Raw genomic sequence first — 24,401 nt, forward strand, 5'->3', positions numbered from 1 at the left:
GGGTTATGACCGACGACGGCGACCGAGAGCATCGCTACTCCGAGGGCCAGGGGTTCGACGATGCTTACGACGACTTCACGCTCGACCCACCGGAGCTGAAAGTCGACCCCTCGAAGGTCGACCCCGTCGACTCCCGCGTGTTGGCCGACATCCTCGACCGACGGAACGTCGACCGCGACGACGTCGACGTGACGAGTCTGATGGAAGTGGGCCTCTCGTACATGCAGATCAACCGCTTCGAGGAGGCGACCGAGACGTTCGCCCGCGCGGCGCAGTTCGCCGAGGAGGAGAGCCTCGAAGCCCAGGAGGCGTGGGTGAACAAAGGCGTCGCCCACGCGGAGCTCGAGGAGTTCGACGAAGCCATCGGCGCGTATCGGGAGGCGCTTCGCGCCAACGAACGCTCGGAACACGCCGCCACCGCCGAGACGAATCTGGCGTACGCGCTCTGGGAGTTCGGCGAAGTCGAGGAGGCGCTCGAACACGCCGAGCGCGCCGTCGAAATCGACCCGCGCTTCCCGCAGGCGTGGTACAACCGCGGTTTCTTCCTCTCGGAGCGCGGCCTCCACGAGGAGGCCGTCAACGCCTACGACAACGCGCTCCGACTCGGCATGCGCAACGCCGACATCTTAGAGGAGAAAGCGAGGGCGCTCGAAGAACTCGGCGAGTTAGAGGAAGCCGAAGAGGTGCAGGCGGAGGCGGACGAACTCCGCGAGCAGGCCGAGCAGGAGATGGTCGAGGAGTTCTGAATGCTGGTTCGTGAACGCCAGACGCCGGAAGGACTGCTCGTCTCCGTCTGCGACCCCGACTGTATCGGCGAGACGTACGAGAACGGCACGGTTTCGCTGACCGTCACCGAGGAGTTCTACGGCGGCGACGACGCCGAGGAGACCGACGCCGAGGGCGTCGTCGACAGTCTCACCCGCGCGACGGTGGCGAACATCGTCGGCGAGGAAGCCGTCGGCGTCGCCGTCGACGCCGGGCTCATCGACGAGGAGACTGTGTTAGACGTCGGCGAGACGCGACACGCGCAGTTGCTCTGGATGCGGTAGCTGGGGACGGTCGCCGACCGCGCGGCTCGGTTACGTCGGGCTCGGCGTCCGAACCTGCGAGAGGTACGCCGCGAGGTCCGTCGTCGTCACGATACCGATGAGGTCGTCGCCGTCGACGACCGGCAGGTGGTGAAAGCCGTGTTCGATCATACTGTCGGCGACGTCGCGGATGGGCGTCTGTGCGCTCGTCGTGATGGGGTCGGGCGACATGTACGCCGACACCGGCGTCTCGTCTTTCGGTCGTCGCTCGGCGACGATCTGGACGAAGTCGGTGGAGGTGAGGATGCCTTCGAGGCGGTTCTCCTCGTCGACGACGAGCACCGAGCCGATGTCGTTGTCCATCATCGTCTTGGCCGCCTCCTCGACGAGCGTGTCGGGCGCGACCGTGTGCAGCGACGTGGACATCAGCTGAGCGACGAAGATATCGTCCATGATTTTTCATCGAGTGTGCCGGTGATAAGAGTTGTCGTGGCGGAAGCGCCCGACCGCCAGCACGTCGACCGAGTCGCCGCGGCGGGGCCGCGGTACCGGGTCCGAACGTAACGTCGAACGGTTACGCCTCCCCGTCAGACCGAAGGGATGTTAGTGCTCGGTCCCCTGCAGTTCGACAATGAGCACGCAGGAGTCGTACCCCATCGACGTCGACGCCATCCGCGAGGAGTTCCCTATCCTCCAGCGGAACGTCGGCGGCGACGTGACCGTACCCGGCCCGGACGAGGGTGACGACACGCCGTTAGTCTACCTCGACAACGGCGCGACGAGTCAGAAACCCGACCGGGTCGTCGACGCCATCGCCGACTACTACCGCACCTACAACTCGAACGTCCACCGCGGCATCCACCACCTCAGCCAGGAAGCGTCGGTGGCGTACGAGGAGGCGCACGACCGCGTCGCGGAGTTCGTCGGTGCGGAGGGCCGCGAGGAGATCGTCTTCACGAAGAACACCACCGAAGCCGAGAACCTCGTCGCCTACGCGTGGGGACTGAACGAACTCGGCCCGGAGGACAGCGTCGTCCTCACGCAGATGGAACACCACGCCTCGCTCGTCACGTGGCAGCAGATCGGTAAGAAGACCGGCGCCGACGTCCGCTTCATCCGCGTCGACGACGAGGGCCGCCTCGACATGGACCACGCGCGCGAACTCGTCGACGACTCGACGGAGATGGTGAGCGTCGTCCACGTCTCGAACACCCTCGGGACCGTCAACCCGGTCTCTGAACTCGCCGACCTGGCCCACGACCACGGCGCGTACGTCTTCGTCGACGGCGCGCAGTCGGTGCCGAACCGCCCGGTCGACGTGCAGGCTATCGACGCCGACTTCTTCGCCTTCTCGGGGCACAAGATGTGCGGCCCGACCGGCATCGGCGTCCTCTACGGCAAGGAGGAGATTCTCGAGGAGATGGAGCCGTACCTGTACGGCGGCGACATGATTCGACGCGTCAGCTACGACGACGCGACGTGGGAGGACCTCCCGTGGAAGTTCGAGGCGGGGACGCCGCCCATCGCCCAGGGAGTCGGCCTGCACGCCGCCATCGACTACCTCGACGACATCGGGATGGAGAACATCCGGGCCCACGAGGAGCAGCTCGTCGAGTACGCCTACGACGAACTGACCGCGTTCGACGACGTCGAAATCTACGGCCCGCCGGGCGACGACCGCGGCGGCCTCGTCGCGTTCAACCTCGACGGCGTCCACGCCCACGACCTCTCCAGCATCGTCAACGACTACGGCGTCGCCATCCGCGCGGGCGACCACTGTACGCAACCGCTGCACCAGACGCTCGGCATCGCGGCCTCGGCGCGCGCGTCGTTCTACCTGTACAACACGCGCGACGAAATCGACGTGCTCGTCGACGCGGTGGACGAAGCGCGGCAGCTGTTCGGATAACTCGTCCTCCTTTTCCGCCGACGCGTCGTTTATCCCACCTCGCCCGACACCCACAACTCATGACCGAGCGCACCTGCTACGCCTGCGGCGCGACGGCCGCCGCCCCCGCGACGCGCTGCGACTGCGGCGAACCGCTGTGGCTCGACACCGGCCCTCTCGACTTCGACTGGAGCGCCGTCGCCGACGAACCGGGGATGTGGCGCTACGCCGAGTTGCTCCCCTTCGAATCGCCCGGCGGCGTCGCCGACGCGGCCGGTGGGACACCACTACTTCGACTCCCCCGACTCGACGAGTTCGCCGGCGTGCGCCTCCACCTGAAAGACGAGGGGTCGAACCCGACGGGGAGTTTCAAAGACCGAGGAAGCGCGTTGGGCGTCGCCGCCGCGCTCGAATCGGGTGCCGATACCGTCGGAACCGTCTCGCACGGCAACATGGCGATGAGCACCGCCGCCAACGCCGCGAGCGCGGGCCTCGACTGCGTCGTGCTCGTCCCCGACGACATCCCCGAGTCGCGCATCGACCTCATCTCGCAGTACGGGCCGACGCTCCTCCGCGTGGTAGGCGACTACGCCGACCTCTACGACCGGTCGCTCGAACTCGGTGCGGAACTCGGGATTCCGTTTCTGAACTCCGACGTGCCGCTGCGCGTCGAGGGACAGAAGACGACGGCGCTGGAGATTTGCGAGGCGTTCGCGCCCGAGGTGCCGGACGCCATCGTCCTCCCGGTGAGCAGCGGCGGCCACGCCAGCGGCGTCTGGAAAGCGCTTCGAGAACTGGAGGCGGCGGGTGTCGTCAACCGCGTTCCTCGCTTGTACTTCGCACAAGCCGCCGCGTGCGCACCTATCGCCGACGCGTTCGCCGCGGGTGACGAGTCGGTTTCGCCCGTCGAGGGCGGCGATACCGTCGCCTACTCCATCGCCAACCGCGACCCCCCGAGCGGGACGCGCGCGCTCACGGCAGCGAGAGAAACCGACGGGGCCGTCGTCGCGGTTTCGGACGACGAGATACGCGCCGCGCGAGGGGCGATAGCCGAATCCGGGGGGCTGAGCGTCGAATCCGCGTCGGCGACGTCGCTCGCGGCGATTCGGCGACTCGCGGCCGACGGCGAACTCGACGCCAAGGACGACGTCGTCGCGGTGGCGACGGGGAGAGGCATCTCGGAGTCGCCGCCCGCCTCGGAGGAGGCGAGCGTCGGTCGGGTCGGCATCGGCGAACTCGGCGAGAGACTCGCGTCCCGCTGAGTCGCCGGAGACGCCCTGCGAGCGCCCCGGAACCCTTTTGCGTCGCACTGGCCTATCCAGAGGTAACTATGGGTATGGGCTCGGACATGTACCGGCAGCAGATTCTCGACCACTACAAGAACCCGCGCAACTACGGCGAGATGGAGAATCCGACGTTCTCGCACGTGGGCGAGAACCCCTCCTGCGGCGACACCATCAAGGTCGACGTGCGCCTCGAAGACGACGGCGAGACCATCGAGTACGTCTCCTTCACCGGCGACGGCTGCGCCATCTCGCAGGCCAGCGCGAGTCTGCTCTCGGAGAAGTTGCAGGGAACGACGCTCGACGAACTCGAAGCGATGGACACCGACGACGTGACCGAGATGCTCGGCGTCGACATCAGTCCGATGCGGATCAAATGCGCAGTGCTCGCGCGACAGGTCGCTCAGGACGGCGCGAAGCTCCACGAAGGCGAACTCGACGACCTCGACCGAACCGTCACCGAGGAGTGAGTCGAGAGGCGGTAGCGAACTCGGTTCCCGCAGATCGCCGTCAGAGCGGTTCTTCTTCCGTTTCCGTCCCTCGGGCTGAGACGACGATGCAAAGGGCTACGCTATCGCATCGCGTATCAGTATCATGTCACAGCACCCCACACAGACGTACGAGTGCGACAACTGCGGCCACCGCGCGCGAACGAACGCGCCGCCGGGACACTGCTCGGTCTGCGGCGGCGAGATGATAAATATCAGCGTCGCCCGAAACAGTTAGAAGAGATTTCCCGGAGTTATTCGGGCTTCAGCCCTTCGTTCTTGACGCGCATGACGGCTTCGCCGTCGGGGAGGTTCGGCGCGTCGACGAGGCGGACGATACGCTTGTCACCCTTCGATTTGCGGAGGTACATCCGGAACGTCGACTTGTGGCCGAGGATGTTTCCACCGATAGGCTGCGTCGGGTCGCCGAAGAACGCGTCGGGGTTCGCGGACACCTGGTTCGTGACGATGATGACGCAGTTGTGGAGGTTGCCGACGCGGTCGATGTCGTGGAGGTGACGGTTGAGCTTCTGCTGGCGGTCGGCGAGGTTGCCGCGGCCGACGTACTCGGCGCGGAAGTGCGCCGTCAGCGAGTCCACGCAGAGGAGACGGACCGGCCACTCGGTGTCGGTGTGCTCGCTGGCGAGTTCCTCGGCCTTCTCGGCCAGGAGCATCTGGTGGTTGGAGTTGAACGCTTTGGCGACGTGAATCTTGTCGAGGAAGTCGTCGATGAGCTCGTCCATCGCGTCGTCGTCGCCGGGAGTGCCTTCGATCTCGCGGTCGTCCATCGTCGCCTGAATCACCTCGTCGTCGAGGCCGCGGACCATGTCGTCGATACGCTCGGGGCGGAACGTGTCCTCGGAGTCGACGAAGATGCAGGAACCGCGGAGACCGCCCACTTCTTTCGGGAGCTGGACGTTGACCGCCATCTGGTGGGTGATCTGGGACTTACCCGCGCCGAACTCGCCGTACACTTCGGTGATGGACTGGGTTTCGAGGCCGCCGCCGAGCAGGTCGTCGGCCTCGGGGATCTGCCAGCTGAGCTTGCCGATCGTTTCGCGGCGTTCGAGCACCGTCGAACCGGTCTCGAAGCCGCCGATGTCGGCGGCGTCGCGGGCGGCGAGAACTACGTCGTTGGCCGTGCTCTCGCCGATGTCCGCCTTCGAGCCGAGGTCGCTCGGACTCGCGACGGCGATGCTCTCGTACGTTCGGTAACCGGCTTCCATGAGTTTGTCCGCGGTCGCGGGACCGACGCCCGGGAGGTTTTCGAGGTCGTCATCTGCCATTGTACATCCGGCTTGCGCCCCACCGGACATAAAGCCTCGTTAACAGGGGAGTGAAAGTGAAACTGGACGCCTACACGGGGGTAGGAAGTTCGAAGTCGCGAACGTTCAAAACAGAAGAGCGAACGACGAGAGCCGACTCAGTCCCAGGGGTGGCCGCCGCGCTGGTCGGGCCACAGCGGATACCAGTACCGCTCGTCGTCTTCGATGCCGAGTTCGCCGTCGAGGACGGACTGGAGTTTGAACTCGACGCGCTGGTTTCGCTCGTGGCCCGTCCGGGGAGCGAACGGGTAGTACGCGCCGCGGCGGAACGAGTACACCCAGTACGCGCGGACGTTCTCGTCGGATTTCTCGAAGCCGAAGACGGCGGCCAAGAGCCGGGAGCCGTAGCCGCGTTCGATGAACTCGTCGGCGGCGAAGTGGATGCTCGTCACGAGGTCCTCGGGGTCGCTGTCCTCCAGCACCACCCACTGGTAGCCGTGGCTGTCCTCGTGGCGGCGGAACGTCGTCCCCGTCTCCTCGCTGCCGGCGTGGAGGATGGCCTCGACTTCGTCGAGCGTCTCGGCGAAGTCGGTGCTGTCGACCGACGAGAAGCAGAGCGCCGCCGCGCCGACGTGGTCGTAGCCGAGGTCCGCCTGCATCGTGAGATACGCGGTCGACATCCCGAAGAGGTCCTCGGGGTCGGCTTTGCGAGTCGCGTCCGCCTCCGCGCGGAGACCCAGCACGGAGCGGATAGAGTCGAACAGTCCCATACCCGTCGTTGGATTCCCGGGGATTAGGTCGTTTCCACTCGGACGACCGAACGGTTCCCGTCGAAGGGAGAGCCGCTGCCACGGTTCCGAAAGCGTGAACCGGTCGAGAGAGGCGAGTCCGCCGATGTACGCCGCGAGATTCAGATTTCGCCGGGTGAGTACGACGAGTTCCACCGCTCGGACGAGAAAGTCGAACGCGCGGCGGGGTCGAAGCGTCTCAGCGCCCTTCCATCTCGCGCTCCAACTGGCGGAGACGCTCGACGCGGTTCTCGGTGGAGGGGTGGGTGCTGGCGATTTTACCGATGAAGCCGCTGCGGATGGGGATGATGAAGAACGCGTTCATCTCCGACTGCTCGCGCAGGTCCTCCTTCGGGACGTTGTCCATCCGGCCGTCGATGGTCAGCAGCGCGGAGGCGAGCGCCGAGGGGTTACCCGTGATGGTCGCCCCGCCGCGGTCGGCGGCGTACTCGCGGTAGCGCGAGAGCGCGCGGATGAGCAGGAACGAGACGACCCACACCACGAGCGAGACGAGGATGGCGACGATGACGGGCGCGCCGCCCTCGCGGCGGCTGCCGCCCCCGAACCAGAAGCCCCAGCGGACGATCATGAACGCGACCGTCGAGAGGAACGAGGCGATGGTCATCACCATCACGTCGCGGTTCTTCACGTGCGCGAGTTCGTGCGCCATCACGCCCTCTAACTCCTCCTGATCGAGTGTCTGTAAGAGGCCCGTAGTCACGGCGACGGTCGAACTCTTCTGACTCCGACCGGTCGCGAACGCGTTCGGGACGCGCGACTGCGCGACGGCGACGTCGGGTTTCGGGAGGTCAGCCTGCTGGGAGAGCCGGCCGACCATCGCGTGCAACTGCGGGTACTCGTCCTCGCTGACCTTCTTCGCGCCCATGCTGTACAGCGCGAGCTTGTCGCTGAAGAGGAACTGGGCGAGGAAGAAGATGCCCACGAATATCAGCATGTACGAGTAGCCGATTTGGGAGAGTACTCCCACGAATACGATGTAGAGGGCGAACAGGAGGAACATCGTGAGCGCCATGCGCCCGCGAAGCCCCCAGTCGGGTTTCCATTCCATGCCCAAACATACCGTCCGCGAAGCATAAACCCTGTCGGAAATCGCGGTCGGATAGTGCGATACTCGAAAATCGGGGGTCGAAATCCGACCGTTCGTCGGCCGTCGAAGCTCGGTGGCGAGAAGGGCGTCGACACGGCGAGCCCCCGAACCGACTCCGGCAACACGGACGGGACGGGCGAGGCTACTTGCGGCCGTCGTCCCTTCGAACGGTATGGACACTGTACTCGTCACCGGTGGCCTCGGCCGCTCGGGTCGTTGGATCGTCGACCGACTCGCCGACGACTACGACGTGATTTGCGCCGACCTCTCGCAACCGGGCTTCGAGGTACCGGAACGCCCGCGAATCGATTTCCGGGCCGCCGACCTCACCGACCGCGGCGAGGCGTTCGACCTCGTCTCCGAACTCGACCCTGACGCCGTCGTCCACTGGGCGGCGCTTCCGTCGCCGACGCGCCACGCCGGCGGTCGGGTGTTCGAGACGAACACGATGGCGACGTACAACGTGCTCGTCGCCGCCGCGCGCCGGAACGCGAAAGTCGTCTGGGCGTCGAGCGAGAGCGCCTACGGCTTCCCGTTCGCCCGCGAGACGCCGCTGCCGGACGAACTCCCGATCACCGAGGACCACGCGCTGCGCCCGGAGGACCCCTACGGCACCTCGAAAGTCGTCGGCGAGGAAGTCGCGAAGATGGTCGTCCGACGGTACGACGTCCCGGTCGCCTCGATTCGGCCGTCGTGGATTCAGTACCCCGGCGAGTACGGCTGCCGCGACCGAGACGACCTCCGAGAGGGTCGACCGCTCTCGGAACTCGACCTCGACGCGGGCGTCGGTAACTTCTGGTCCTACGTCGACGTGCGCGACGTGGCGTCGCTCGTCGCGGCGACGCTCGACGCCGGGTTCCGGGGCCACGAGGCGTTCCACGCCGCCGCGGCGGAGAACTACCTCGACGTTGCGACGCTCGACGCGGTCGAAGAACAGTTCGGCGCGCTCCCCGACGACTGCGACCTCGACGGCGACGCGTCGGCGCTGTCGACGGCGAAAGCCGACCGCCTGCTCGACTGGCGACCCGCTCACTCCTGGCGCGAGGCGGTGGACGAATCGGTCACGGAACCGAACCTCCTCGCGGACTGACCCGCGGTGGCTTTTTGCGAGCGAGTAGCACACCATAGCGTATGGTGTTCGACGACAGAACCGACGCGGGCGAGCGGTTAGCCGACCTGCTCGAACGGCGGGGTGTCGAAGCCGACCTCGTGCTCGCGATCCCGCGCGGCGGGCTTCCGGTCGGCCGCGCCGTCGCCGACCGACTCGGCGTCCCGCTCGACGTCGTCGTCGCGGAGAAACTCGGCGCGCCGGGGAATCCGGAACTCGCCATCGGAGCCGTCGCGGGCGACGGGAGCGTCTGGGTGAACGACGAGTTGGTCGACCACCTCGGCGTCTCCTCGGCGTACGTCGAGCGGGTCCGCGAGAGCGAAGCCGAGAACGCCCGCGAGAAGGTCGCGTCGTACCGTGGCGGGGAGGCCGTCCCGGAACTGGCGGGCAGGCGAGTCGTCCTCGTCGACGACGGCATCGCGACGGGCGCGACGGCCATCGCCTGCCTCCGACAGATACGGAGCGCCGGAGCGGCGCACCTCACGCTCGCGGTTCCGGTCGCGCCCGGAGACGCCGAGTCGCGGCTGGAGGGCGAGTTCGACGCGTTCGTCTGCGTCGAGTCGCCGAGGTGGTTCGGCGCGGTCGGCCAGTACTACCGGTCGTTCGGGCAGGTGTCGAACGAGGAGGCGCGGGCGATACTGGAGTCGTACGAACCGAACGGGTGAGAGACCGCGACGGACGGTAACGGGCGCGACGGCGCGCACAGTCGTCGGTCTTAAACATCCGAGCGGCTTACCGAAGACAATGAGTCAAACGCGCGAGTTCTGTCCGCGCTGCGGGAATCCGGTCGAGGAGCGGTCCGAGCCGCTTCCGGGTGCGCCGCGCGAGCGCGACGAGGTACTCTGCAACGCGTGCTACTTCGAGGATTTCGACCTCGTGGACGCGCCCGACCGGGTGACGGTCCGCGTCTGTGCGAACTGCGGGGCGGTCCACCGCGGCAACCGCTGGGTCGACGTGGGGGCACGCGACTACACCGACGTCGCCGTCGACGCCGTCAGCGAGTCGCTCGGCGTCCACCTCAAAGCCCGGGACGTGGCGTGGGCCGTCGAACCCGAGCAGGTCGACCAGAACACGATTCGGATGCACTGTCAGTTCTCCGGCGTCGTCCGGGGGACGTACGTCGAAGAGGAGGTCGTCGTCCCCGTCTACATCTCCCGAGAGACCTGTCAGCGCTGCGGGCGCATCGCCGGCGGTTACTACGCCAGCGAGATTCAGATTCGAGCCGAAGGTCGCGAACCGACGCCCGACGAGCAGGCGCGGGCGGTCGACATCGCCGAGGAGTTCGTCGCCGACCGCGAGGAGTCGGGCGACCGGAACGCGTTCATCACCGAGTCGAAGGAGGTCGCCGACGGCACCGACATCAAACTCTCGACGAACCAACTCGGTCAGGCGGTCGCCACCCGCATCACCCGCGAACTCGGCGGCAGCGTCGAGAGCTACCCGACGCTCGTCACCGAGGACAGCGACGGCAACGAGGTGTACCGCGTCACCTACGCGGTTCGCCTCCCGCGTTACACGCCCGGGACGGTCATCGACCCCGACGACGGCGAGGGACCGGTGCTGGTCCGCAGCGTCAAGGGGAACTTGAAGGGGACGCGCCTGACGACGGGCGACCGCTACGAGGCGCGCTTCGAGGAGGGCGAGACGCCCGAGGCCCGCGAACTCGGGTCGGTCGACGACGCCGACGAGACTACCGTCGTCGCCGTCGAGGACGACCACGCGGTGCAGGTGCTCGACCCCGAGACGTACCAGTCGAAGACTATCGCCCGGCCGTCGTACTTCGACGTCGACGCCGAGACGGTTCCGGTACTGAAGAGTCGGGCGGGACTGCACATCCTCCCCGAAGACGCCGTCGACGAGGAGTGAGAGCGAGGCGGAGAGGTGGGGCGGACGCGCCGCTACGCGGTTTTGCAGACGAATCAGCGGTGAGAGAAACTCAGTCGGCGCGCGCGGGAGTCACCGACTCGGACGACGACGGCGCGGCATCGTGGAGCGCGATACCGTGAGCGGCGAGCACCTTCCGGAACTCCGCTTGCGACTTCCCGGCGCGGGAGGCGGCCTGCGCGAGCGTCAGGGTTCCGCTGCGATACAGCGTCAGCGCCGTCGTGAGGGAGTGAGTGTGCATCTGCGTTCGAGAACTGCTACAGAATACGTTCATGTAAAGCTATCGTGAGAATACGTGCCACTACTCGCGAGTAGGACGCACTTAGATTGTCTATTGTCCAAATTCACGGAGTCAAACAGAACATAATGGTAATATTGTGAATAATCGTGTCGTACGTGTCCGGCGAACTCTGCCGGGCGACGAGGAACAGCTACAAATGGGGGTGCGCCGAAACGGGAGCCATGGACCGACAGCAGTGGATTGCGATCTTCTTCGTCGTGCTCATGATCGGGTCGTCCGTCGTCTACGCGGGCGCGAGTCTGTTCTGAGACGGCCACTCCGTTCTGAGACTTCTGAGACGGCCACTCCGTTCTGAGACTTCTGAGACGGCCACTCCTGCGTCGCCACGGGAGACCGTGACGAGCGGTGACGGCGTCCGGACAGCCGCGTTCGTCCGACCGTCGTTCGTCTCTCAACCGTCGCCCCACACGTCCGACAGCGGGTGGTTCTTTCGCTCCTCCTCGCTGGAGCGGACGCCGCTGTTGCCGCGTCGGCGACGGCGTCCGAACCCGCGGTTCTCGCTGTCGGACTGTTCGTTCTGACTGTTCGCCGACGATCCGCCGAGCGTGCCGGTGCCGCCGCCGTCGAGGCCGGAGAGCGCCGCTCGCGGGTCGAACTCGGGCAGGTTCGGCGTCGTCATTCGGTCGACCTGCTCGGCGAACCAGTCGGGCGTGTCACTCCGCGCGCGGTCGAATAGGTCCAAGAGACTGGAGTCGGCGAGATACGTCGCGCCGTGGTCGTCCGGCGCGCGGATGACGCGTCCGCACGCCTGAATCACGGTTCTGAGGGCGGCGCGGTGGTACCAACTCCACTGTCCCTCTTCGAGGCGGCGGGCGACGCGCGAGTCGCTCGTGTTGAGGTACGGGGCTTTACACAGGACTTGCCACCGACAGAGGTCACCCTTGAGGTCGAGCGCCTCCTCCATCTTCACCGAGAGAAACAGTTCGGGGTCCGAACTCGCCTTCCAGGCGTCCAACTCGGCGTCGCGGTTTTCTCTACTATGGGTCCGTACGCGCTCGCCGACGCCGAAATTCACGAGATGTTCGGCGAGTCGCTCCTGAATACTGTACGAGTGCGCGTGAATCAGCCCCTTCTCGTCGGGGTGTCTCGCCATCAGACGGACGACGAGACGAGCGATTTTCGGGATGGTCTCGTCGCGATGTTCGAAGGTCATCCGCCCCTGCGTCACGTCGTACAGCGGGCGGTTCTCGACGGGGAACGTGTGCGGCACGTCGACGAGTGCGACGTCTTTCGGGTCGAGGCCGACCTGCCGGCAGAAAGCCTCTTTGTTGAGAATCGTCGCCGACAGCAGCGCGAACTTGTTGCCGCGGTCCCAGACGGTGTGGTGCAGATACTTCTCGGGGTTGAGCGGTTTGATGACGATCTGTGTACCTTCGCCGCCGGGTTGGTCGACGACCCACGTGGTCGCGCTCGTCGGGTCGCGGTAGTCCTTGACGAACCAGTCCAGTTCCGAGCGCAGTTCCTGGAGCCTGTCTCGTCGGGCGGCTTCCTCGGGCGTGAGCTCCGGTTTCGTCAGGAGTTCGTCCTTCGCGCGTTCGCAGACGCCCGAGAGCGTCTCCGCGAAGCGGGACGCGCGTTCGACCGGGTCGTCCGCCCCCGCGACGTCGGGAACGCCCACGTCGTCCCAGACGGGGACGCTGTGCGGGCTCAGTTCGATGGTAGCGTACATCTCGGCCCACTCGGCGAGGCCGTGGGCCTCGTCGACGACGACGACGTCGCGTTTGCGGAACACGTCGCTGCCGGCCGTCTGCATGAAGTACGCCAGCGTCATCGCCGCGATGGATTTCGAGGAGGCGATGGCGCGGTCCGAGAAGTACGGACAGCGATGGCGCACCGTGCAGTCGAACCCCTTCTGTCGGACGCAGGGCGCTCGATTGACGGGCGTGTCGTGCTCGCCCGGGAGGATGCAGGTGTAGTTACGCTTGCCGCGGATGATGCTCAGGTCGTCGAGGAGCGCCTCGCTCTCGACGTCGTCGAGTTGTGAGACCTGCGGCGTCGTGTAGTAGGCGTCGGTGGCGTGTTTCGGTTCGGACTCTTCGACCGTGCGAGCGCAGCCGGCGATGGCACGCGCCAGGAGGGACTTACCGCTGCCGGTCGGCGCGCGCACGAGCACCACGTCGTTGCCGGCGGCGAACGCGTCGCGGATGTCCCGGAGCGCCTGTTCCTGATTGCCGCGGTAACTCGGCGCGGGGAAGGCGTCGAAGATGCGCTCGGGGTTCACGCGCAGAGCCACCGCGGGCAACAGCCTAAAGCCACCGACTCCGCGCGGACTCCCGAACTCGCCGCCGCGTTACAGTGCTTTCACGTCGGCCGCCGTCACGTCGCGGTCCTCGGGCAACTGCTCGATGCAGTCGAAACAGAGCAGACAGTCGGTGCCGTCGGCGAGTTCGAGCGCCATCCCCCCGGAGGGCCCGTAGTCGAAACTCCAGAAGTCGCCGATACCGCCGCTGATGCGGATTTTGAGATCACAGCCATCGCAGCGTGCCTTCGCCATGTCCGGGCACTAGCGAGGACGACACAAGACCCCTTCGGGGCGGCGAGCGCCGCTAGCGTCGGAGCAGACGGTCCGGACACGCCTCGGCGGAGACGGTGACGCCGAACGACGCCGAATCCGACTGGACGACGTTGCCGACGGTGTCCGGGAGCGCCCACTCGACGCCGAGTCGGTGAGTACCGGGGCCGACGCAGCGGCCGCCCGCGAGCGCGACGTTCTCGACGTTCGAGAACCCCGACAGGGGTCCTTCGTAGACAACCGGGTCCCGTGCGCTGCGCCCGCCTCGACCGGCGGTGTCGTGCCAGAGCGTGACGTGGAGATACTCCTGTAACTCGCCCACGGAATCGGTGTCGTCGCCGTCAGCCCGCTCGGGTTCCGTCCGGTCGTTCTCGTCGGTTTCGTACAGTTCGCCGTCGACGGTGAGCGTCGCTTCGCTCCCACGCAGTTCGACGACGAAGGAGGCGGTGCCGCTGTCGCCGGGGAGGAGGTCGCCGACCCGGACCGGCTCCGAGGAGACGCGACGGAGCGAGAGGTGCGCTCTGTCGGTGGTCTCGTCGGTGCCGCCGTCGCCGGACGACTCCTCGGTTCGGCCGTCGCGGTCCCGGGAGGACCGGTCGGAGTCTCGACCGTCGGAGGAACGGTCGCCGTCGGACGGCTCGACGGTGTCGCTGCCCGCCTCGGCGTCGCCGTCTCCGGGGTCGTCCCCGTCGCTATCGGGTCCATCAGCGCCGCTCGCTGTCGGTGTCGGCGTCCGACCGCCGTCTCGGGTCTCGACGTCCAAATCGAGTTCGGTCCCCGAGTCGTCGACGGGGTCGCCGAACAGCCGCTGTGCGCCGATACCGCCGCCGAGTCCGCCGAGGACGAGCGCGCCGACGCCCAGGAGCGTACGACGCCGCGACACCGACGACCCACTATTGTCCGTCATAAACGGCTCTCGGCGGGGTCGAACCGCCGGTCGCGCCGTCGCAGCGGGGTACGCTGCGGTCGCAGAGAGCCGACGGGTGCGACCGCGTCGCACCCGAGGCAGCCGGTCGCGGTCGTAGCCGACCGCGACGGAAGGGAGCAGAACGGAAACCGCAGACGGAGGAGCCGTCTCCGTGTGCGGTCGCGGACCCACTCAGTCGTCGTCCTCGTACTCGACGAACGCGTTGAGCCCGTAGTTGCCGTCCGCGGGCACCGAGCCGCTGCCGCCGAGGAACGTCATCGTCCCGCTGACGGCGAACTCGTCGGCGGCGAGGTTTTCGAGCAGGAGGCCCGATTTCGCGCCGTCTTCGGCGAGCGCGCTGGTCGGCCCGTCGATGCTGCGGCCGGCGACTTCGACGTCGGAGAGTTCGACGTCGAAGCTCCCGTCGCTCGACTTGCCGAGCAGTCCCACCGTTCCGGTGTGGTCGGTCGAGTCGAAGTCGTCGAAGGAGAGCGTCTCTCCGGCGACCTCGAACGTCGCACCGTCGTCGTCGTCGAAGTTGAGCGTGAACTCGTACGGCGTATCGAACCGCCAGCCGGCGGTTCCGGTGTCGCCGTCGGCGGGTTCGTTGCCGAGGAACAGGTTCCAGGTGTCGCCGCTGTTGCCGACGACCGCCTGCGCGTTCCACTTGTTGCCGTCGTAGGCGAACTCGGGGAAGTCGGTGATGGCGGAGCTGTCGACGGGACACGGGTTGGTCGTGCCGTCGCTGTGGCGCGCCTGCAGCGCGTGGAACGCCACGTCGAACTCGATAGAGTCGCTCTGAATCTCGTTGCCGACCGCTTCGAAGTCGATGTGCCACTCGAGGCAGAGACACGGGCCGGTGACGTTGCCGGCTCTGTTCTCCATCGCGTACGGACGCTGCCGGCCGGCTTTCGCGTCGCCGTCCATCCCGGCGTCGAGCGGAACACCGGTGCTGAGCGTCCGGAGCACCTCGCCGAGCGTGCCGGTCACGATGACGTTCGAACCGTCGGTATCGTCGTCGTGGTCGTGCTCGCCACCCTGCGCCTCGACCTCGCCGGGAGCCTCGCAGTAGTACAGTTTCGCGTCGATAGCGTCGGCGAGTTCGCCGTTGCCCTTCTGTCCGCCGGTGTCGTCGACGAGCGCCTCGGGGTCGTTGCGGCCGTTCTCGTCGTTGGCGAGGAGGTCACCGCAGGCCCACATGTACGCGGGGTTGTCCTCGATCTCGAAGCAGAACTCCAGGCAGCCGGAGTCGCCGGGCTTCACGTCGCCGAGCGCGTACGTCCCGACCGCGGGTGCGCCGTCGACGTGACCGCGGACGTTACCCGAGTCGTCGTTCTCCGCGCCGTCGTACTTGGTCTTGTAGTCGACCGTGAGATCGAGTTTTCCGGCGGTGAACGTGTTTCCGGTGAGCGATTCTTCATCACTGAAGTACGCCGTCGTGCCGACACCGGCGCCCGCGGACGCGAGTCCGACGGTTCCGATTCCCAGCAGTACGTTGCGGCGCGAGAGTTCGAGTTTCTCTTTCATTGGTTTCCACGTCGTCCGGCGGAGCCCGACGACCTACCGCCGCCCACGAACTGTCGGGTGATAGGTACGAGCCGCGTGCCGGTTCGCTAATCGGTGGTGAGGCCCGTCTAAGGTCACCTGAGACGAGTGTAACGACGACATCGACGCGCCTAACCGACGGTTAGCTCCGTCCGTCAGAAAGATACGGAGCTCGTACTCGGTCTGAAGGGTTCGCTGCTCGTGCTCGGTCGGAAAGGTGCGGTGCTCGTACTCGGTCGGAAAGGTGCGGTGCTCGTACTCGGTCGGGAGAGTACGGTGTCCGTACCCGGGCGGGAGGGCGACGCTCGGGACGACATCTCTGCAGCACACGACAGTTTATGCGCCGTCGAACCGACCGACGATATATGAAGGTGAACTGCGAGGGGTGCGCCGGTTGCTGTGTCGACTGGCGACCGGTGGCCCCCGAGGCGCTCGACCACGAGCGCCGGGGGCGGCGCGACCCGCTCGACGACACCTACAATCTCGTGCCGCTGACGCGCGACGAAGTGAAGGCGTTCCTCGACGAGGGGCTCGGCGACGTGACGACGCCGCGGCTGTTCCGCGCCGACGGGGGGACCAACTCGGTCACCGTCGACGGCTACGAACTCGCCGCCGTCGACGGCGGCCCCGTGTTCTACGTCGGCCTCCGCAAACCGCCGAAACCGGTCGGCCCGTTCGGTCTCGACCCGACGTGGCTCGACGCCTGCGTCTTTCTCGACCCCGAGACGCTCCGCTGTCGTATCCACGACTCGGAGCTGTACCCCGCGACCTGCGGCGACTACCCCGGACAGAATCTCAAACTGAGCCAGGAGACCGAGTGCCAGCGCGTCGAGCGCAGCTACGGGGGCGAACGACTCCTCGACGACGACCCGCCGGAGAAGCTCCGGGGGCTCGCGCTCGGCCCGCAAGCGCTGGGGGCGAAACTGTTCGTCTACCCCGACCCCGAGGAACTGACGGGCGTCGTCGACCGTCTCGCGGACGGGGAGACGACGGCGGCGGACCGCGCGCTGTTCGTCGGTGCCGCCGCCGGGTCGCGGCCGGGGACGACGGCCGTCGACGACGAGAAGGCCGCGTCGGCCCGCGGACGCGCACTGGAAGCGGACTCGTGGGCCGGCGCGGTCATCGAAACGTGGACGGCGCGAGCGGGGCGACCCGGCGACGACGCGAGCGAGGTTCCGGAGCGGTCGGCGCTCGAAGAGCGGCGCGGCGCGCCGCCGACCGCGGAGTGGTGACGGGCCGCCGCCGCACGGACAGCGAGAACAGTTAACCGACTCACGCCCGTTGGGAGACACGATGAAAGTCCTCGTGACGGGTGCGACGGGGTTCGTCGGTGGGCGACTCGTTCCGGCGCTCCGGAGCGCCGGACACGACGTGACGGCGCTGGTCCGCGACGCGCAGACGTTCGACGCGCCGGACGGCGTCGACGTCATCGAAGGCGACCTGCTCGAACCCGACGACTGCGAACTCGTCGTCGGTGAGGGACCGACCGGCGAGCAGTCGCTGTCGACGCTTCTCGACTCGCAGGGGATAACGGCGGCGTACTATCTCGTCCACTCGATGCAGGCCGGAAAAGACTTCGAAGAACGCGACCGACGCATCGCCCGACGATTCGTCCGCGTCGTGAACCGGACGAACGTCGAGCGCGTGCTCTACCTCGGCGGCCTCGGCGAGGAGCGCGACCAACTGTCGAAACATCTCCGCTCGCGGCGAGAGGTCGAGTACATCCTCTCGCAGGGCGAGTTCCAACTGACGACGCTCCGGGCGGCCATCATCATCGGCGACGGCAGCGCGAGTTTCGACCTCGTCGAGCAACTGGCGCGTCGGTTGCCGGTGATGGTGACCCCCCAGTGGGTGCAGACGAGGTGCCAACCCATCGCCATCGACGACGTCGTCGCGTACCTCGTCGGCGTGCTCGACCACCCCGAGACGGCGGGCGAGATGTACGAAATCGGCGGCCCGGACGTGTTGACGTACGACGAAATCATCCGCGAGACGGCTCGGCAGTTGGGTCGACCCCTCCACATCGTCCCCGTGCCGGTGCTGACGCCGCGGCTGTCGGCGTACTGGGTCGGGTTGGTGACCGACGTGCCGGCGAGCATCGCTCGCCCGCTCATCGACGGGCTGAAAAACCCCGTCGTCGTCGACGACAACCGGATAGAGGAGATCGTCACCTTCGAGTTGACGCCGTTCGAGGCGGCCGTCGAGGCGGCGCTCGGGACCGGCGAGGGGAGCGAGACGACGGCGGTGACGGACGCGACGAGTGCGCCGAAGACCAACTGAGCGAGGACGGGACGGAGACGAAGACGGAATGCAGCAACAGCAGTGCGACGAGGCGGCGGGACCCGACCCCGTGTACGGCGAGACGTGGGTGTACGAGAGCATCGTCGGGGCGCTCCCCGGCATCGACCTGACCGACTGGCAGGCGGTACTCCTGCAGATAGCGATTTTCGAGGTCGCGCTGCTGTTTCTGGCGTGGGCGTACGACCTCTGGAACGCCGCGCTCGCCGGGACGGCGGCGGTGTTCGTCGCCGCCGTCGGAAGCCTCGCGATGGTCCGTCTCGGCGAGGAAACGCGCTCGCTGGCGCTGCCGGAGTCGTACCTGCGACTGCTGTTCGGGTCGAGCATCGAAGTCGTCCTCGCGGTGCTGGCGTTCGTCGCGCTGGTCACCCACCTGTTCGTCTTCGACCCCGAACGGGCGGCGAACCCGCTGGTCGAGACGCTGTTCGGCGAGCAACCGGACGTGATTCCGGTGTATCTGATGCTTCTGGTCCTCTGGGACCTCTGTTACCGCATCGGCACCTCGTGGTGGGCGTCGGTCGTCGCGCTCTGGCGCTCCTACCGCTTTACGTTCGACGGGGAGACGGCCGCCGAACTGCGCCGCATCGACCTGACGAACGTGGCGTTCGGACTCGCGCAGTTGGTACTCGTCCCCTTTATCCTCGACCGGCCGGTGCTGCTGTTCGCCGTCGGCGGCCACGTCGTCGCCGTGACGGTCGTCTCGACGTTGGCGGTGCTGGCGCTCACCGTCGAGACGGGCGGCGAAAAACAGGTAGTCGACTAACGGTCGTCCTTCAGTTTGCGGAACTGGTCGAGCAGGTCCTCGGTGGAGTCACCGGAGTCGTACTCGAGACGCCCGCGGAACTCCGTGCGCGCCTCGTCGAAGTCCGCGTCGACCTGGCCCGTTTTCTGCGCACGACGCTCGTGTTCGTCTTCGTCATAGGCACCCATTGACATGCTATGTCAATACTTAACAATTCCTCCATAAATACATAACGGTTTTTCAGAGTTCCGACAGGGAAAGACCGACCACGCACGGAACACGTAAGGTGCCCCACGGGCAACTCCGCGTCGTGGCACGACCTCTGCGGTTCCGGCACGCGCCCGGTCGATGGACCGAACAGCGCGTCCGGCACGACGTATACTCTCATCTAGATTCGAATCTCGGCGCGGCGATGGAGCGACCGTGGTTCAAGCCGCCCTCCGGGTACGAGGCTCGGCGCTTCGAGATGGACAACGGCGACACGGCGCTGTTCTGCTGGAACGACGACGGCGCGTACTGGCTCGGCAACACCGAGACGCCGAGCACGCTCTGGCGCACGGACAAGTTCGGGTTCACGGAGGTTCCGTACCCGGTCCGTCGGTGGGCCGAACGCGAGCTGCTCGCGCAGCTGTACGAGGAGACGCCGTGGCTCGAACCGTTTCCGCACCTCTCGTGGTTCTTTCTCCCGGTGTTTCTCTCGAAAGACGGTCGGGAGACGACGCGACGGTTCTTCGACGAACACGCCGCCGGCTTCCCGGACGCGACGCGCGACGAAGCGCTCTCCTTCTACGAGTCGTTCCTGAAGACCGGCGTTCTCGACGAGTACCGCGAGCTGATGGCCGGCAAACTCGGCACCTCGAAACAGCTCGACCTGGTCCGGATGAGCGCCTCGATGGGCGAGTTCAACGCCGCCGCGCTGCTCACCGAAGCCGGGTACGACATCACGCCCGAGATCGAGGTGACGACCGGGCACTCGCTGGACTACCGCGCCGAACGCGACGGCGAGGGAACGCTCGTCGAGGTGACCCGTCCGCTGCCGACGGACCGCCGCAGCGCCGGGACGCCCGTCGCCGCCGTCCGCGACACGGCGGAGACCAAAACGTCGGGGCAGTTGGAGCGACACGGCGGCGGCGTCACGCTGTTCGTCGACTGCTCGTCGTTCCCCGACGACGACTGGAACGCCGTCCGCGGCGAGAAACCGGAGGTCAGACACCGTCCCGCCGTCGTCTTCCGGACGCGACCGTCCGGACGCGTCGAAGCCTACAAGAAGGGAAGCGTTCCGCTGGACCTCGACGACGCCGTCGAGTGGGTGTGAGTCGACTCGAAGAGAACGGTAGCGCGGGCGGGTCGGCGTACTGGCGGCCCGACGCGCCCGGAAGTCGGTTTACGGCGTCAGAAGGAGACCTGTCCGGAGTTCCCCTCCCCGAGCGTCGGCGCGTCCCGGTCGCTGTAGAATCGGCGTCCGATGGCTTCGTGGCCGACGCCGGTGAGCAGTGCCTCGTACACCTCTTCCGCGTCGGCGTACGTCTGCGTGCCGAGACGTTCGAGCACGGTCCCGATCGTCTCCGTGCCGTTCTGTAGGTGAATCGTCTCTGTACCGTAGGCGCTGACGAGTTCGTCGGTGGTCGCGGGGTACTCGTGGTTGGCGACGAGGTCGCCGGTTCTGTTCAGGCGCATCGATTACGACGACGCCGCGATAGTTTATAACGATTTTCCATGTACATCATTAGTCGGCATGGGACACCAATAGTTCCTTAATGGTCCTTAATGACGCTGCGAGGGAACCGCGCCGACGGGCAGCGCGGCGCTTTTGGGAACGGACGGCGAGCGATAGGCATGGACATCGCCGCCGACCTCCACGTTCACACCGTCGCCTCCGACGGGCGACTGACGCTCGACGAGTTGCCGGCGGCCGCGCGGGCGGGCGGCGTCGACGTCGTCGCCGTCACCGACCACGACACGTTCCATCCGGGGCTCGACGCGCCCGTGAGCGTCCACGACGGCCTCACGGTGATTCACGGCCTCGAACTCCGCGTCGACATCTCGGAGCCGAGTCTGGCAGACGACCGGACCGGCTCCGCCGCCGGGATGCAGGTCGACCTTCTGGGGTACGGCGTCCGCCGAACCACCGCGCTGACCGACGAACTCGACCGGCTCCAGCGGAACCGCGTCGAGCGCGGCGCGGAGCTGATCGAACGGGTCGAGTCGCACCTGGGAGTCGACCTCGATGTCGAGCCGCGACCCGGAATCGGTCGGCCGCACGTCGCCCGCGCCATCGACGACAGCGAGGCCGACTACGACTACCAGGGCGCGTTCGACCACCTCATCGGCGACGACGGACCCTGTTTCGTCGCCCGCGAGGTTCCGACGTTCGAGACGGGAGTGGAGTTGCTCTCGGAGGCGTGTTCGGTCGTCTCGCTGGCGCACCCGTTCCGGTACGGCGACCCCGAGGCGGCGCTGTCGTTGACGCGCCACCTCGACGCCGTCGAGCGCTACTACCCGTACGGGTTCGAAGTCGAGGAGGCGCTCGTCGACGAAGTCGTCGAACGTGAGGGACTGCTGACCACCGGCGGCAGCGACGCGCACGGGACGGAGCTCGGCGTCTGCGGCGTCCCCCCGAAAGCGTTTGCGGAGATTCGCAGCCGACTACCCGAAGCGGTGGCTTAAACCCGTTCGGGAACGAAGGGTCGTGTATGCAGTGCCACTACTGCGACCGCGATGCCGCCTTCGCCGCCGGGAAAGACGGCGTTCGAGTCGGCCTCTGCGAGGAGCATTTCCGCGAGCGAATGGAGGAACTCGCCGAGTCCGACGAGCTCGAAGCCCTCCGAGAGCGGATCGATGTGGACCGAGCGGAGTGAGTATTTTACGAGCGACTGACGGTTCGCATCGAGGAGTTGTGGACCGAGCGGAGTGAGTGTTTTACGAGCGACTGACGGTCCGCATCGAAGAGTTGTGGACCGAGCGGAGTGAGTTTCTGACGACCTCGAACTGTTTCTGCGGAGCGTACGCGAGCCGTCTTCGGCTCCGTCGTCGGCGACGGGTCACCGTTCGAGCTCCGACGCCAGGAGCCCGAACAGTCGCAAGTCGACGCGTCGCCCGTCCACGAACTCCTGTTCGCGGAGGACGCCCTCCTCGCGGAAGCCGAGTTTTTCGAGCACTCGGATCGACGCCTCGTTCGGTTCGCGCACGCGGGCGGTGAGTTTGACGAGGCGTCGCTCGTCGAACGCGTAGCGTGCGAGCGTTCGTGCGGCATCGGTTGCGTAGCCGTTTCCCTGTGCTTCCGCTGTAATCCAGTAACCGACCTCGGCGCTGCCGTTCGTCTCGTCGAGGTCGTAGAAGAAGCAGAGACCGACCGTCCGGTCGTCGGCGCAGATCAGAAACGTCTCGCCGTCGTCGCCGACGACGACCGACTCGAAGTAGTCGGTCGCCGCCGAGAGGTTCATCGGTCGAGCGTCGCCGAGGACGCGACGGAACGCGGGGTTGTTGCGGTGGCGAGCGATGAACTCGCGGTCCTCGCGTTCGACGGTCCGGAGCTCGACTCGGTCGCCGGTGAGGAAGACGGGGCCGGGCATACGCCTCACGTCCACGCGACGACAGAAAGTAACGTCGGCCGTCCGAGGCGAGCGGTAGCGGCGTTCTCAGAGGTAGGGCAGGACAACGAAGTACAGCAGCGCCAGAAGCGTCTCGAACGAGAGTGTGCCGACCGCCGACAGCGCGACGAACTTCCGGGCGGGCATCTCCGAGAAACCCGCCGGAACGGTGAGCATCCCGCGCGTGAACGGCAGCGTGTTGCTCACCGGGACGACGATGGGACCCCAGCGGTCGAACCAGCCGTCGAACTTGTCGAGGCGCTCCTCGCTGATTCGGAACCAGCGCTTCTGGAGCAGGTACTCGCGGCCGCCGCGCTTGGCCACCATGAACAGCGCGAGCTGACCGACAGTCGCGCCGAGCACGGCGATACCGATGATGAGGATAGCCGTCTCGACGGTCGCGCCGAAGACGAATATCGCCCCGGGGACGACGAGTTCGCTCGGCATGAAGTACATCAGCATCGCTCCTTCGAGGACGAAGATACCCAGGAGTAGGAGGAACGCGAACTCGGAGTCGAGCAGGTCGCGCAACATCGAGGGAACCTCGAAGTTGGCCTGGAGCAGCAGGCTCAGCATACAGTGAACGTCCGTCGTTACGGCATTTAGCGTTTTGGCCCTGGCAGAGAGACGCACGCAAGGAGAGAGCGACGCGACTTTGCGTCCGCCCGTCGTAGGCAGGCCATGAACCTCACCGACCGCCCGCGTCGGCTCCGACGCGACGGCGTTCGCGGCCTCGTGAGCGAGAATCGAGTCGACGCCTCGGACCTCATCGCCCCGGTGTTCGTCGACGCGACGACCGACGAACGCATCCCCATCGAGACGATGCCGGGTCACGAACGCGTCCCCGTCGACGACGCGGTCGACCGCGTCGAAGAGGTGCTCGAAACCGGCGTCGAAGCCGTGATGCTGTTCGGCATCCCCGAGTCGAAGGACGAGCGCGGCACGCGCGCGTGGGCCGAAAACGGCGTCGTCCAGCGGGCGACCCGCGATATCGTCGCCGAGACCGACGCGTACGTCATCACCGACGTCTGTCTCTGTGAGTACACCGACCACGGCCACTGCGGTGTTCTGGAGGACCACGCCGCGGACGACCCAAGCCTCACGGTGAAGAACGACGAAACGCTGGAGTTGCTCGGCAAAATCGCCGTCTCGCACGCCGAAGCGGGCGCACAGATGGTCGCTCCCTCGTCGATGACTGACGGGATGGTCGGTGCGATTCGGAGTGCGCTCGACGCCGAGGGGTACGAAGGACTGCCCATCATGAGCTACGCCGCGAAGTACCAGAGCGCGTTCTACGGTCCGTTCCGCGACGCCGCGGACGGTGCGCCCGCGTTCGGCGACAGACGACACTACCAGATGGACCCCGCAAATGGCAGAGAAGCGCTCCGGGAAGTCCGACTCGACGTCGAGCAGGGCGCGGACGTGCTGATGGTCAAACCCGGACTCCCGTACTTGGACATCGTCAGCGCGATTCGCCGCGAGTTTGACCACCCGGTCGCCGCCTACAACGTCTCCGGCGAGTACGCGATGCTGCACGCCGCCGCCGAGAAAGGGTGGTTGGACTTAGAGGAAGTCGCGATGGAGTCGCTCGTCTCGATGAAACGCGCCGGCGCGGACCTCATCCTCACGTACTTCGCAGAGCAGGTCGCCGACCGTCTGTAGCGTC

The 24,401-nt window shown here is 66.7% G+C and carries 30 protein-coding genes; 17 read left to right on the forward strand and 13 right to left on the reverse strand.

All coding sequences use genetic code 11. The features are described 5' to 3' along the window. Positions 1-5 precede the first annotated feature (5 nt). Together DV709_RS08475 and DV709_RS08480 are read left to right on the forward strand one after the other, a co-directional pair. Positions 6-746, forward strand: coding sequence for a tetratricopeptide repeat protein (locus tag DV709_RS08475; protein ID WP_117593623.1), 741 nt, complete (start codon positions 6-8; stop codon positions 744-746). Continuing rightward, complete coding sequence (locus tag DV709_RS08480; protein ID WP_117593625.1) at positions 747-1,049, forward strand: DUF424 domain-containing protein; 303 nt, start codon at positions 747-749, stop codon at positions 1,047-1,049. Positions 1,050-1,079: 30 nt separating this feature from the next. Here DV709_RS08480 and DV709_RS08485 read toward each other — a convergent pair whose 3' ends face one another. Continuing rightward, the gene (locus DV709_RS08485; RefSeq protein ID WP_117593626.1) at positions 1,080-1,481 is read right to left on the reverse strand and encodes a CBS domain-containing protein; all 402 of its coding nucleotides are present in this window, start codon (positions 1,479-1,481) and stop codon (positions 1,080-1,082) included. Positions 1,482-1,659: 178 nt separating this feature from the next. Between DV709_RS08485 and DV709_RS08490 the strand changes: the two genes are divergently transcribed. The 4 genes from DV709_RS08490 to DV709_RS08505 all read left to right on the forward strand — a co-directional run bounded on the left by DV709_RS08490 (position 1,660) and on the right by DV709_RS08505 (position 4,925). Beyond that, positions 1,660-2,937: an aminotransferase class V-fold PLP-dependent enzyme gene (locus DV709_RS08490; protein ID WP_117593628.1), complete on the forward strand. Its 1,278-nt coding sequence runs from the start codon at positions 1,660-1,662 to the stop codon at positions 2,935-2,937. Between the two features lie 59 nt (positions 2,938-2,996). Further along, entirely contained in the window at positions 2,997-4,178 is a 1,182-nt protein-coding gene (thrC, locus tag DV709_RS08495; RefSeq protein ID WP_117593630.1) for a threonine synthase, read from the forward strand. A gap of 68 nt (positions 4,179-4,246) precedes the next feature. Then, a complete protein-coding gene (locus tag DV709_RS08500; RefSeq protein ID WP_117593631.1) occupies positions 4,247-4,669 on the forward strand; it encodes an iron-sulfur cluster assembly scaffold protein in 423 nt (140 codons plus the stop codon). A 124-nt stretch (positions 4,670-4,793) separates the two neighbouring features. Continuing rightward, entirely contained in the window at positions 4,794-4,925 is a 132-nt protein-coding gene (locus tag DV709_RS08505; protein WP_117593633.1) for a rubrerythrin-like domain-containing protein, read from the forward strand. A 16-nt stretch (positions 4,926-4,941) separates the two neighbouring features. On the opposite strand, the gene radA is transcribed toward DV709_RS08505, so the two are convergent. The 3 genes from radA to htpX form a co-directional block, all read right to left on the reverse strand. Continuing rightward, entirely contained in the window at positions 4,942-5,973 is a 1,032-nt protein-coding gene (gene radA / locus DV709_RS08510) for a DNA repair and recombination protein RadA (RefSeq protein WP_117593635.1), read from the reverse strand. 137 nt (positions 5,974-6,110) lie between these two features. Beyond that, the gene (gene pspAB / locus DV709_RS08515; protein WP_117594195.1) at positions 6,111-6,722 is read right to left on the reverse strand and encodes a PspA-associated protein PspAB; all 612 of its coding nucleotides are present in this window, start codon (positions 6,720-6,722) and stop codon (positions 6,111-6,113) included. A gap of 217 nt (positions 6,723-6,939) precedes the next feature. Further along, on the reverse strand, positions 6,940-7,809 hold the full coding sequence (gene htpX, locus DV709_RS08520) for a zinc metalloprotease HtpX (RefSeq protein WP_117593637.1): 870 nt from the start codon (positions 7,807-7,809) through the stop codon (positions 6,940-6,942). Between the two features lie 211 nt (positions 7,810-8,020). Here htpX and DV709_RS08525 point away from each other — a divergent pair, with 211 nt between their 5' ends. From DV709_RS08525 to DV709_RS08535, 3 genes are all read left to right on the forward strand, one after another. After that, the gene (locus DV709_RS08525) at positions 8,021-8,938 is read left to right on the forward strand and encodes an NAD-dependent epimerase/dehydratase family protein (protein WP_117593639.1); all 918 of its coding nucleotides are present in this window, start codon (positions 8,021-8,023) and stop codon (positions 8,936-8,938) included. A 44-nt stretch (positions 8,939-8,982) separates the two neighbouring features. Further along, positions 8,983-9,621 (forward strand): phosphoribosyltransferase, encoded by a 639-nt coding sequence (locus DV709_RS08530; protein ID WP_117594198.1) that lies wholly within the window; start codon positions 8,983-8,985, stop codon positions 9,619-9,621. A 79-nt stretch (positions 9,622-9,700) separates the two neighbouring features. Then, on the forward strand, positions 9,701-10,822 hold the full coding sequence (locus DV709_RS08535; protein WP_117593641.1) for a 60S ribosomal export protein NMD3: 1,122 nt from the start codon (positions 9,701-9,703) through the stop codon (positions 10,820-10,822). 70 nt (positions 10,823-10,892) lie between these two features. Here DV709_RS08535 and DV709_RS08540 read toward each other — a convergent pair whose 3' ends face one another. After that, the gene (locus DV709_RS08540; RefSeq protein ID WP_117593642.1) at positions 10,893-11,081 is read right to left on the reverse strand and encodes a DUF7317 family protein; all 189 of its coding nucleotides are present in this window, start codon (positions 11,079-11,081) and stop codon (positions 10,893-10,895) included. A gap of 146 nt (positions 11,082-11,227) precedes the next feature. Here DV709_RS08540 and DV709_RS17710 point away from each other — a divergent pair, with 146 nt between their 5' ends. Continuing rightward, on the forward strand, positions 11,228-11,389 hold the full coding sequence (locus DV709_RS17710) for a hypothetical protein (protein ID WP_157972691.1): 162 nt from the start codon (positions 11,228-11,230) through the stop codon (positions 11,387-11,389). Between the two features lie 143 nt (positions 11,390-11,532). Here the strand turns inward: DV709_RS17710 and DV709_RS08545 are convergent, their stop codons facing one another. From DV709_RS08545 to DV709_RS08560, 4 genes are all read right to left on the reverse strand, one after another. After that, positions 11,533-13,362: a helicase C-terminal domain-containing protein gene (locus tag DV709_RS08545; protein WP_117593644.1), complete on the reverse strand. Its 1,830-nt coding sequence runs from the start codon at positions 13,360-13,362 to the stop codon at positions 11,533-11,535. A 69-nt stretch (positions 13,363-13,431) separates the two neighbouring features. Next, entirely contained in the window at positions 13,432-13,635 is a 204-nt protein-coding gene (locus DV709_RS08550; RefSeq protein WP_117593646.1) for a DUF7561 family protein, read from the reverse strand. Between the two features lie 52 nt (positions 13,636-13,687). Next, positions 13,688-14,560, reverse strand: a complete 873-nt coding sequence (locus DV709_RS08555; RefSeq protein ID WP_157972692.1) for a hypothetical protein — start codon at positions 14,558-14,560, stop codon at positions 13,688-13,690. A gap of 192 nt (positions 14,561-14,752) precedes the next feature. Further along, positions 14,753-16,087, reverse strand: coding sequence for a TasA family protein (locus DV709_RS08560; protein ID WP_117593649.1), 1,335 nt, complete (start codon positions 16,085-16,087; stop codon positions 14,753-14,755). 383 nt (positions 16,088-16,470) lie between these two features. Between DV709_RS08560 and DV709_RS08565 the strand changes: the two genes are divergently transcribed. The 3 genes from DV709_RS08565 (at position 16,471) to DV709_RS08575 (ending at position 19,166) form a co-directional block, all read left to right on the forward strand. Next, positions 16,471-17,337, forward strand: coding sequence for a YkgJ family cysteine cluster protein (locus tag DV709_RS08565; RefSeq protein ID WP_117593651.1), 867 nt, complete (start codon positions 16,471-16,473; stop codon positions 17,335-17,337). Between the two features lie 61 nt (positions 17,338-17,398). After that, on the forward strand, positions 17,399-18,385 hold the full coding sequence (locus tag DV709_RS08570) for an NAD(P)H-binding protein (RefSeq protein ID WP_117593652.1): 987 nt from the start codon (positions 17,399-17,401) through the stop codon (positions 18,383-18,385). Between the two features lie 28 nt (positions 18,386-18,413). Next, positions 18,414-19,166 carry a DUF7530 family protein gene (locus tag DV709_RS08575; protein ID WP_117593654.1) on the forward strand — a complete coding sequence of 251 codons (753 nt, stop codon included), beginning with the start codon at positions 18,414-18,416 and terminating at the stop codon, positions 19,164-19,166. Here DV709_RS08575 and DV709_RS18025 read toward each other — a convergent pair. Next, positions 19,163-19,339, reverse strand: a complete 177-nt coding sequence (locus DV709_RS18025) for a DUF5786 family protein (RefSeq protein ID WP_168191217.1) — start codon at positions 19,337-19,339, stop codon at positions 19,163-19,165. The two genes, DV709_RS08575 and DV709_RS18025, sit on opposite strands and share 4 nt — an antisense overlap. Before the next feature lie 116 nt (positions 19,340-19,455). Between DV709_RS18025 and DV709_RS08580 the strand changes: the two genes are divergently transcribed. Beyond that, positions 19,456-20,460 carry a DUF5784 family protein gene (locus DV709_RS08580; protein ID WP_117593655.1) on the forward strand — a complete coding sequence of 335 codons (1,005 nt, stop codon included), beginning with the start codon at positions 19,456-19,458 and terminating at the stop codon, positions 20,458-20,460. A 77-nt stretch (positions 20,461-20,537) separates the two neighbouring features. Here the strand turns inward: DV709_RS08580 and DV709_RS08585 are convergent, their stop codons facing one another. Continuing rightward, a complete protein-coding gene (locus DV709_RS08585) occupies positions 20,538-20,822 on the reverse strand; it encodes a DUF5789 family protein (protein ID WP_117593657.1) in 285 nt (94 codons plus the stop codon). Positions 20,823-20,981: 159 nt separating this feature from the next. Between DV709_RS08585 and DV709_RS08590 the strand changes: the two genes are divergently transcribed. After that, positions 20,982-21,812 (forward strand): PHP domain-containing protein, encoded by an 831-nt coding sequence (locus DV709_RS08590; protein WP_117593658.1) that lies wholly within the window; start codon positions 20,982-20,984, stop codon positions 21,810-21,812. Positions 21,813-21,838: 26 nt separating this feature from the next. Further along, positions 21,839-22,003, forward strand: coding sequence for a DUF6757 family protein (locus DV709_RS18030; RefSeq protein ID WP_168191216.1), 165 nt, complete (start codon positions 21,839-21,841; stop codon positions 22,001-22,003). Positions 22,004-22,186: 183 nt separating this feature from the next. Here DV709_RS18030 and DV709_RS08595 read toward each other — a convergent pair whose 3' ends face one another. Both DV709_RS08595 and DV709_RS08600 read right to left on the reverse strand, forming a co-directional pair. Next, positions 22,187-22,717: a GNAT family N-acetyltransferase gene (locus DV709_RS08595; RefSeq protein WP_117593660.1), complete on the reverse strand. Its 531-nt coding sequence runs from the start codon at positions 22,715-22,717 to the stop codon at positions 22,187-22,189. 66 nt (positions 22,718-22,783) lie between these two features. Further along, positions 22,784-23,311, reverse strand: coding sequence for a DedA family protein (locus DV709_RS08600; RefSeq protein ID WP_117593662.1), 528 nt, complete (start codon positions 23,309-23,311; stop codon positions 22,784-22,786). A gap of 105 nt (positions 23,312-23,416) precedes the next feature. Between DV709_RS08600 and hemB the strand changes: the two genes are divergently transcribed. Beyond that, positions 23,417-24,397, forward strand: coding sequence for a porphobilinogen synthase (gene hemB / locus DV709_RS08605; RefSeq protein ID WP_117593664.1), 981 nt, complete (start codon positions 23,417-23,419; stop codon positions 24,395-24,397). Positions 24,398-24,401 lie beyond the last annotated feature (4 nt).

Source organism: Haloprofundus halophilus (assembly GCF_003439925.1).
Lineage (GTDB): Archaea > Halobacteriota > Halobacteria > Halobacteriales > Haloferacaceae > Haloprofundus > Haloprofundus halophilus.

Coding starts and splice junctions, on each gene's coding strand:
- DV709_RS08475 (WP_117593623.1), top strand. CDS start 6: ATGACCGACGACGGCGACCGAGAGCATCGCTACTCCGAGGGCCAGGGG.
- DV709_RS08480 (WP_117593625.1), top strand. CDS start 747: ATGCTGGTTCGTGAACGCCAGACGCCGGAAGGACTGCTCGTCTCCGTC.
- DV709_RS08485 (WP_117593626.1), bottom strand. CDS start 1,481: ATGGACGATATCTTCGTCGCTCAGCTGATGTCCACGTCGCTGCACACG.
- DV709_RS08490 (WP_117593628.1), top strand. CDS start 1,660: ATGAGCACGCAGGAGTCGTACCCCATCGACGTCGACGCCATCCGCGAG.
- thrC (WP_117593630.1), top strand. CDS start 2,997: ATGACCGAGCGCACCTGCTACGCCTGCGGCGCGACGGCCGCCGCCCCC.
- DV709_RS08500 (WP_117593631.1), top strand. CDS start 4,247: ATGGGTATGGGCTCGGACATGTACCGGCAGCAGATTCTCGACCACTAC.
- DV709_RS08505 (WP_117593633.1), top strand. CDS start 4,794: ATGTCACAGCACCCCACACAGACGTACGAGTGCGACAACTGCGGCCAC.
- radA (WP_117593635.1), bottom strand. CDS start 5,973: ATGGCAGATGACGACCTCGAAAACCTCCCGGGCGTCGGTCCCGCGACC.
- pspAB (WP_117594195.1), bottom strand. CDS start 6,722: ATGGGACTGTTCGACTCTATCCGCTCCGTGCTGGGTCTCCGCGCGGAG.
- htpX (WP_117593637.1), bottom strand. CDS start 7,809: ATGGAATGGAAACCCGACTGGGGGCTTCGCGGGCGCATGGCGCTCACG.
- DV709_RS08525 (WP_117593639.1), top strand. CDS start 8,021: ATGGACACTGTACTCGTCACCGGTGGCCTCGGCCGCTCGGGTCGTTGG.
- DV709_RS08535 (WP_117593641.1), top strand. CDS start 9,701: ATGAGTCAAACGCGCGAGTTCTGTCCGCGCTGCGGGAATCCGGTCGAG.
- DV709_RS08540 (WP_117593642.1), bottom strand. CDS start 11,081: ATGCACACTCACTCCCTCACGACGGCGCTGACGCTGTATCGCAGCGGA.
- DV709_RS08550 (WP_117593646.1), bottom strand. CDS start 13,635: ATGGCGAAGGCACGCTGCGATGGCTGTGATCTCAAAATCCGCATCAGC.
- DV709_RS08555 (WP_157972692.1), bottom strand. CDS start 14,560: ATGACGGACAATAGTGGGTCGTCGGTGTCGCGGCGTCGTACGCTCCTG.
- DV709_RS08560 (WP_117593649.1), bottom strand. CDS start 16,087: ATGAAAGAGAAACTCGAACTCTCGCGCCGCAACGTACTGCTGGGAATC.
- DV709_RS08565 (WP_117593651.1), top strand. CDS start 16,471: ATGAAGGTGAACTGCGAGGGGTGCGCCGGTTGCTGTGTCGACTGGCGA.
- DV709_RS08570 (WP_117593652.1), top strand. CDS start 17,399: ATGAAAGTCCTCGTGACGGGTGCGACGGGGTTCGTCGGTGGGCGACTC.
- DV709_RS08575 (WP_117593654.1), top strand. CDS start 18,414: ATGCAGCAACAGCAGTGCGACGAGGCGGCGGGACCCGACCCCGTGTAC.
- DV709_RS18025 (WP_168191217.1), bottom strand. CDS start 19,339: ATGTCAATGGGTGCCTATGACGAAGACGAACACGAGCGTCGTGCGCAG.
- DV709_RS08585 (WP_117593657.1), bottom strand. CDS start 20,822: ATGCGCCTGAACAGAACCGGCGACCTCGTCGCCAACCACGAGTACCCC.
- DV709_RS08590 (WP_117593658.1), top strand. CDS start 20,982: ATGGACATCGCCGCCGACCTCCACGTTCACACCGTCGCCTCCGACGGG.
- DV709_RS18030 (WP_168191216.1), top strand. CDS start 21,839: ATGCAGTGCCACTACTGCGACCGCGATGCCGCCTTCGCCGCCGGGAAA.
- DV709_RS08595 (WP_117593660.1), bottom strand. CDS start 22,717: ATGCCCGGCCCCGTCTTCCTCACCGGCGACCGAGTCGAGCTCCGGACC.
- DV709_RS08600 (WP_117593662.1), bottom strand. CDS start 23,311: ATGCTGAGCCTGCTGCTCCAGGCCAACTTCGAGGTTCCCTCGATGTTG.
- hemB (WP_117593664.1), top strand. CDS start 23,417: ATGAACCTCACCGACCGCCCGCGTCGGCTCCGACGCGACGGCGTTCGC.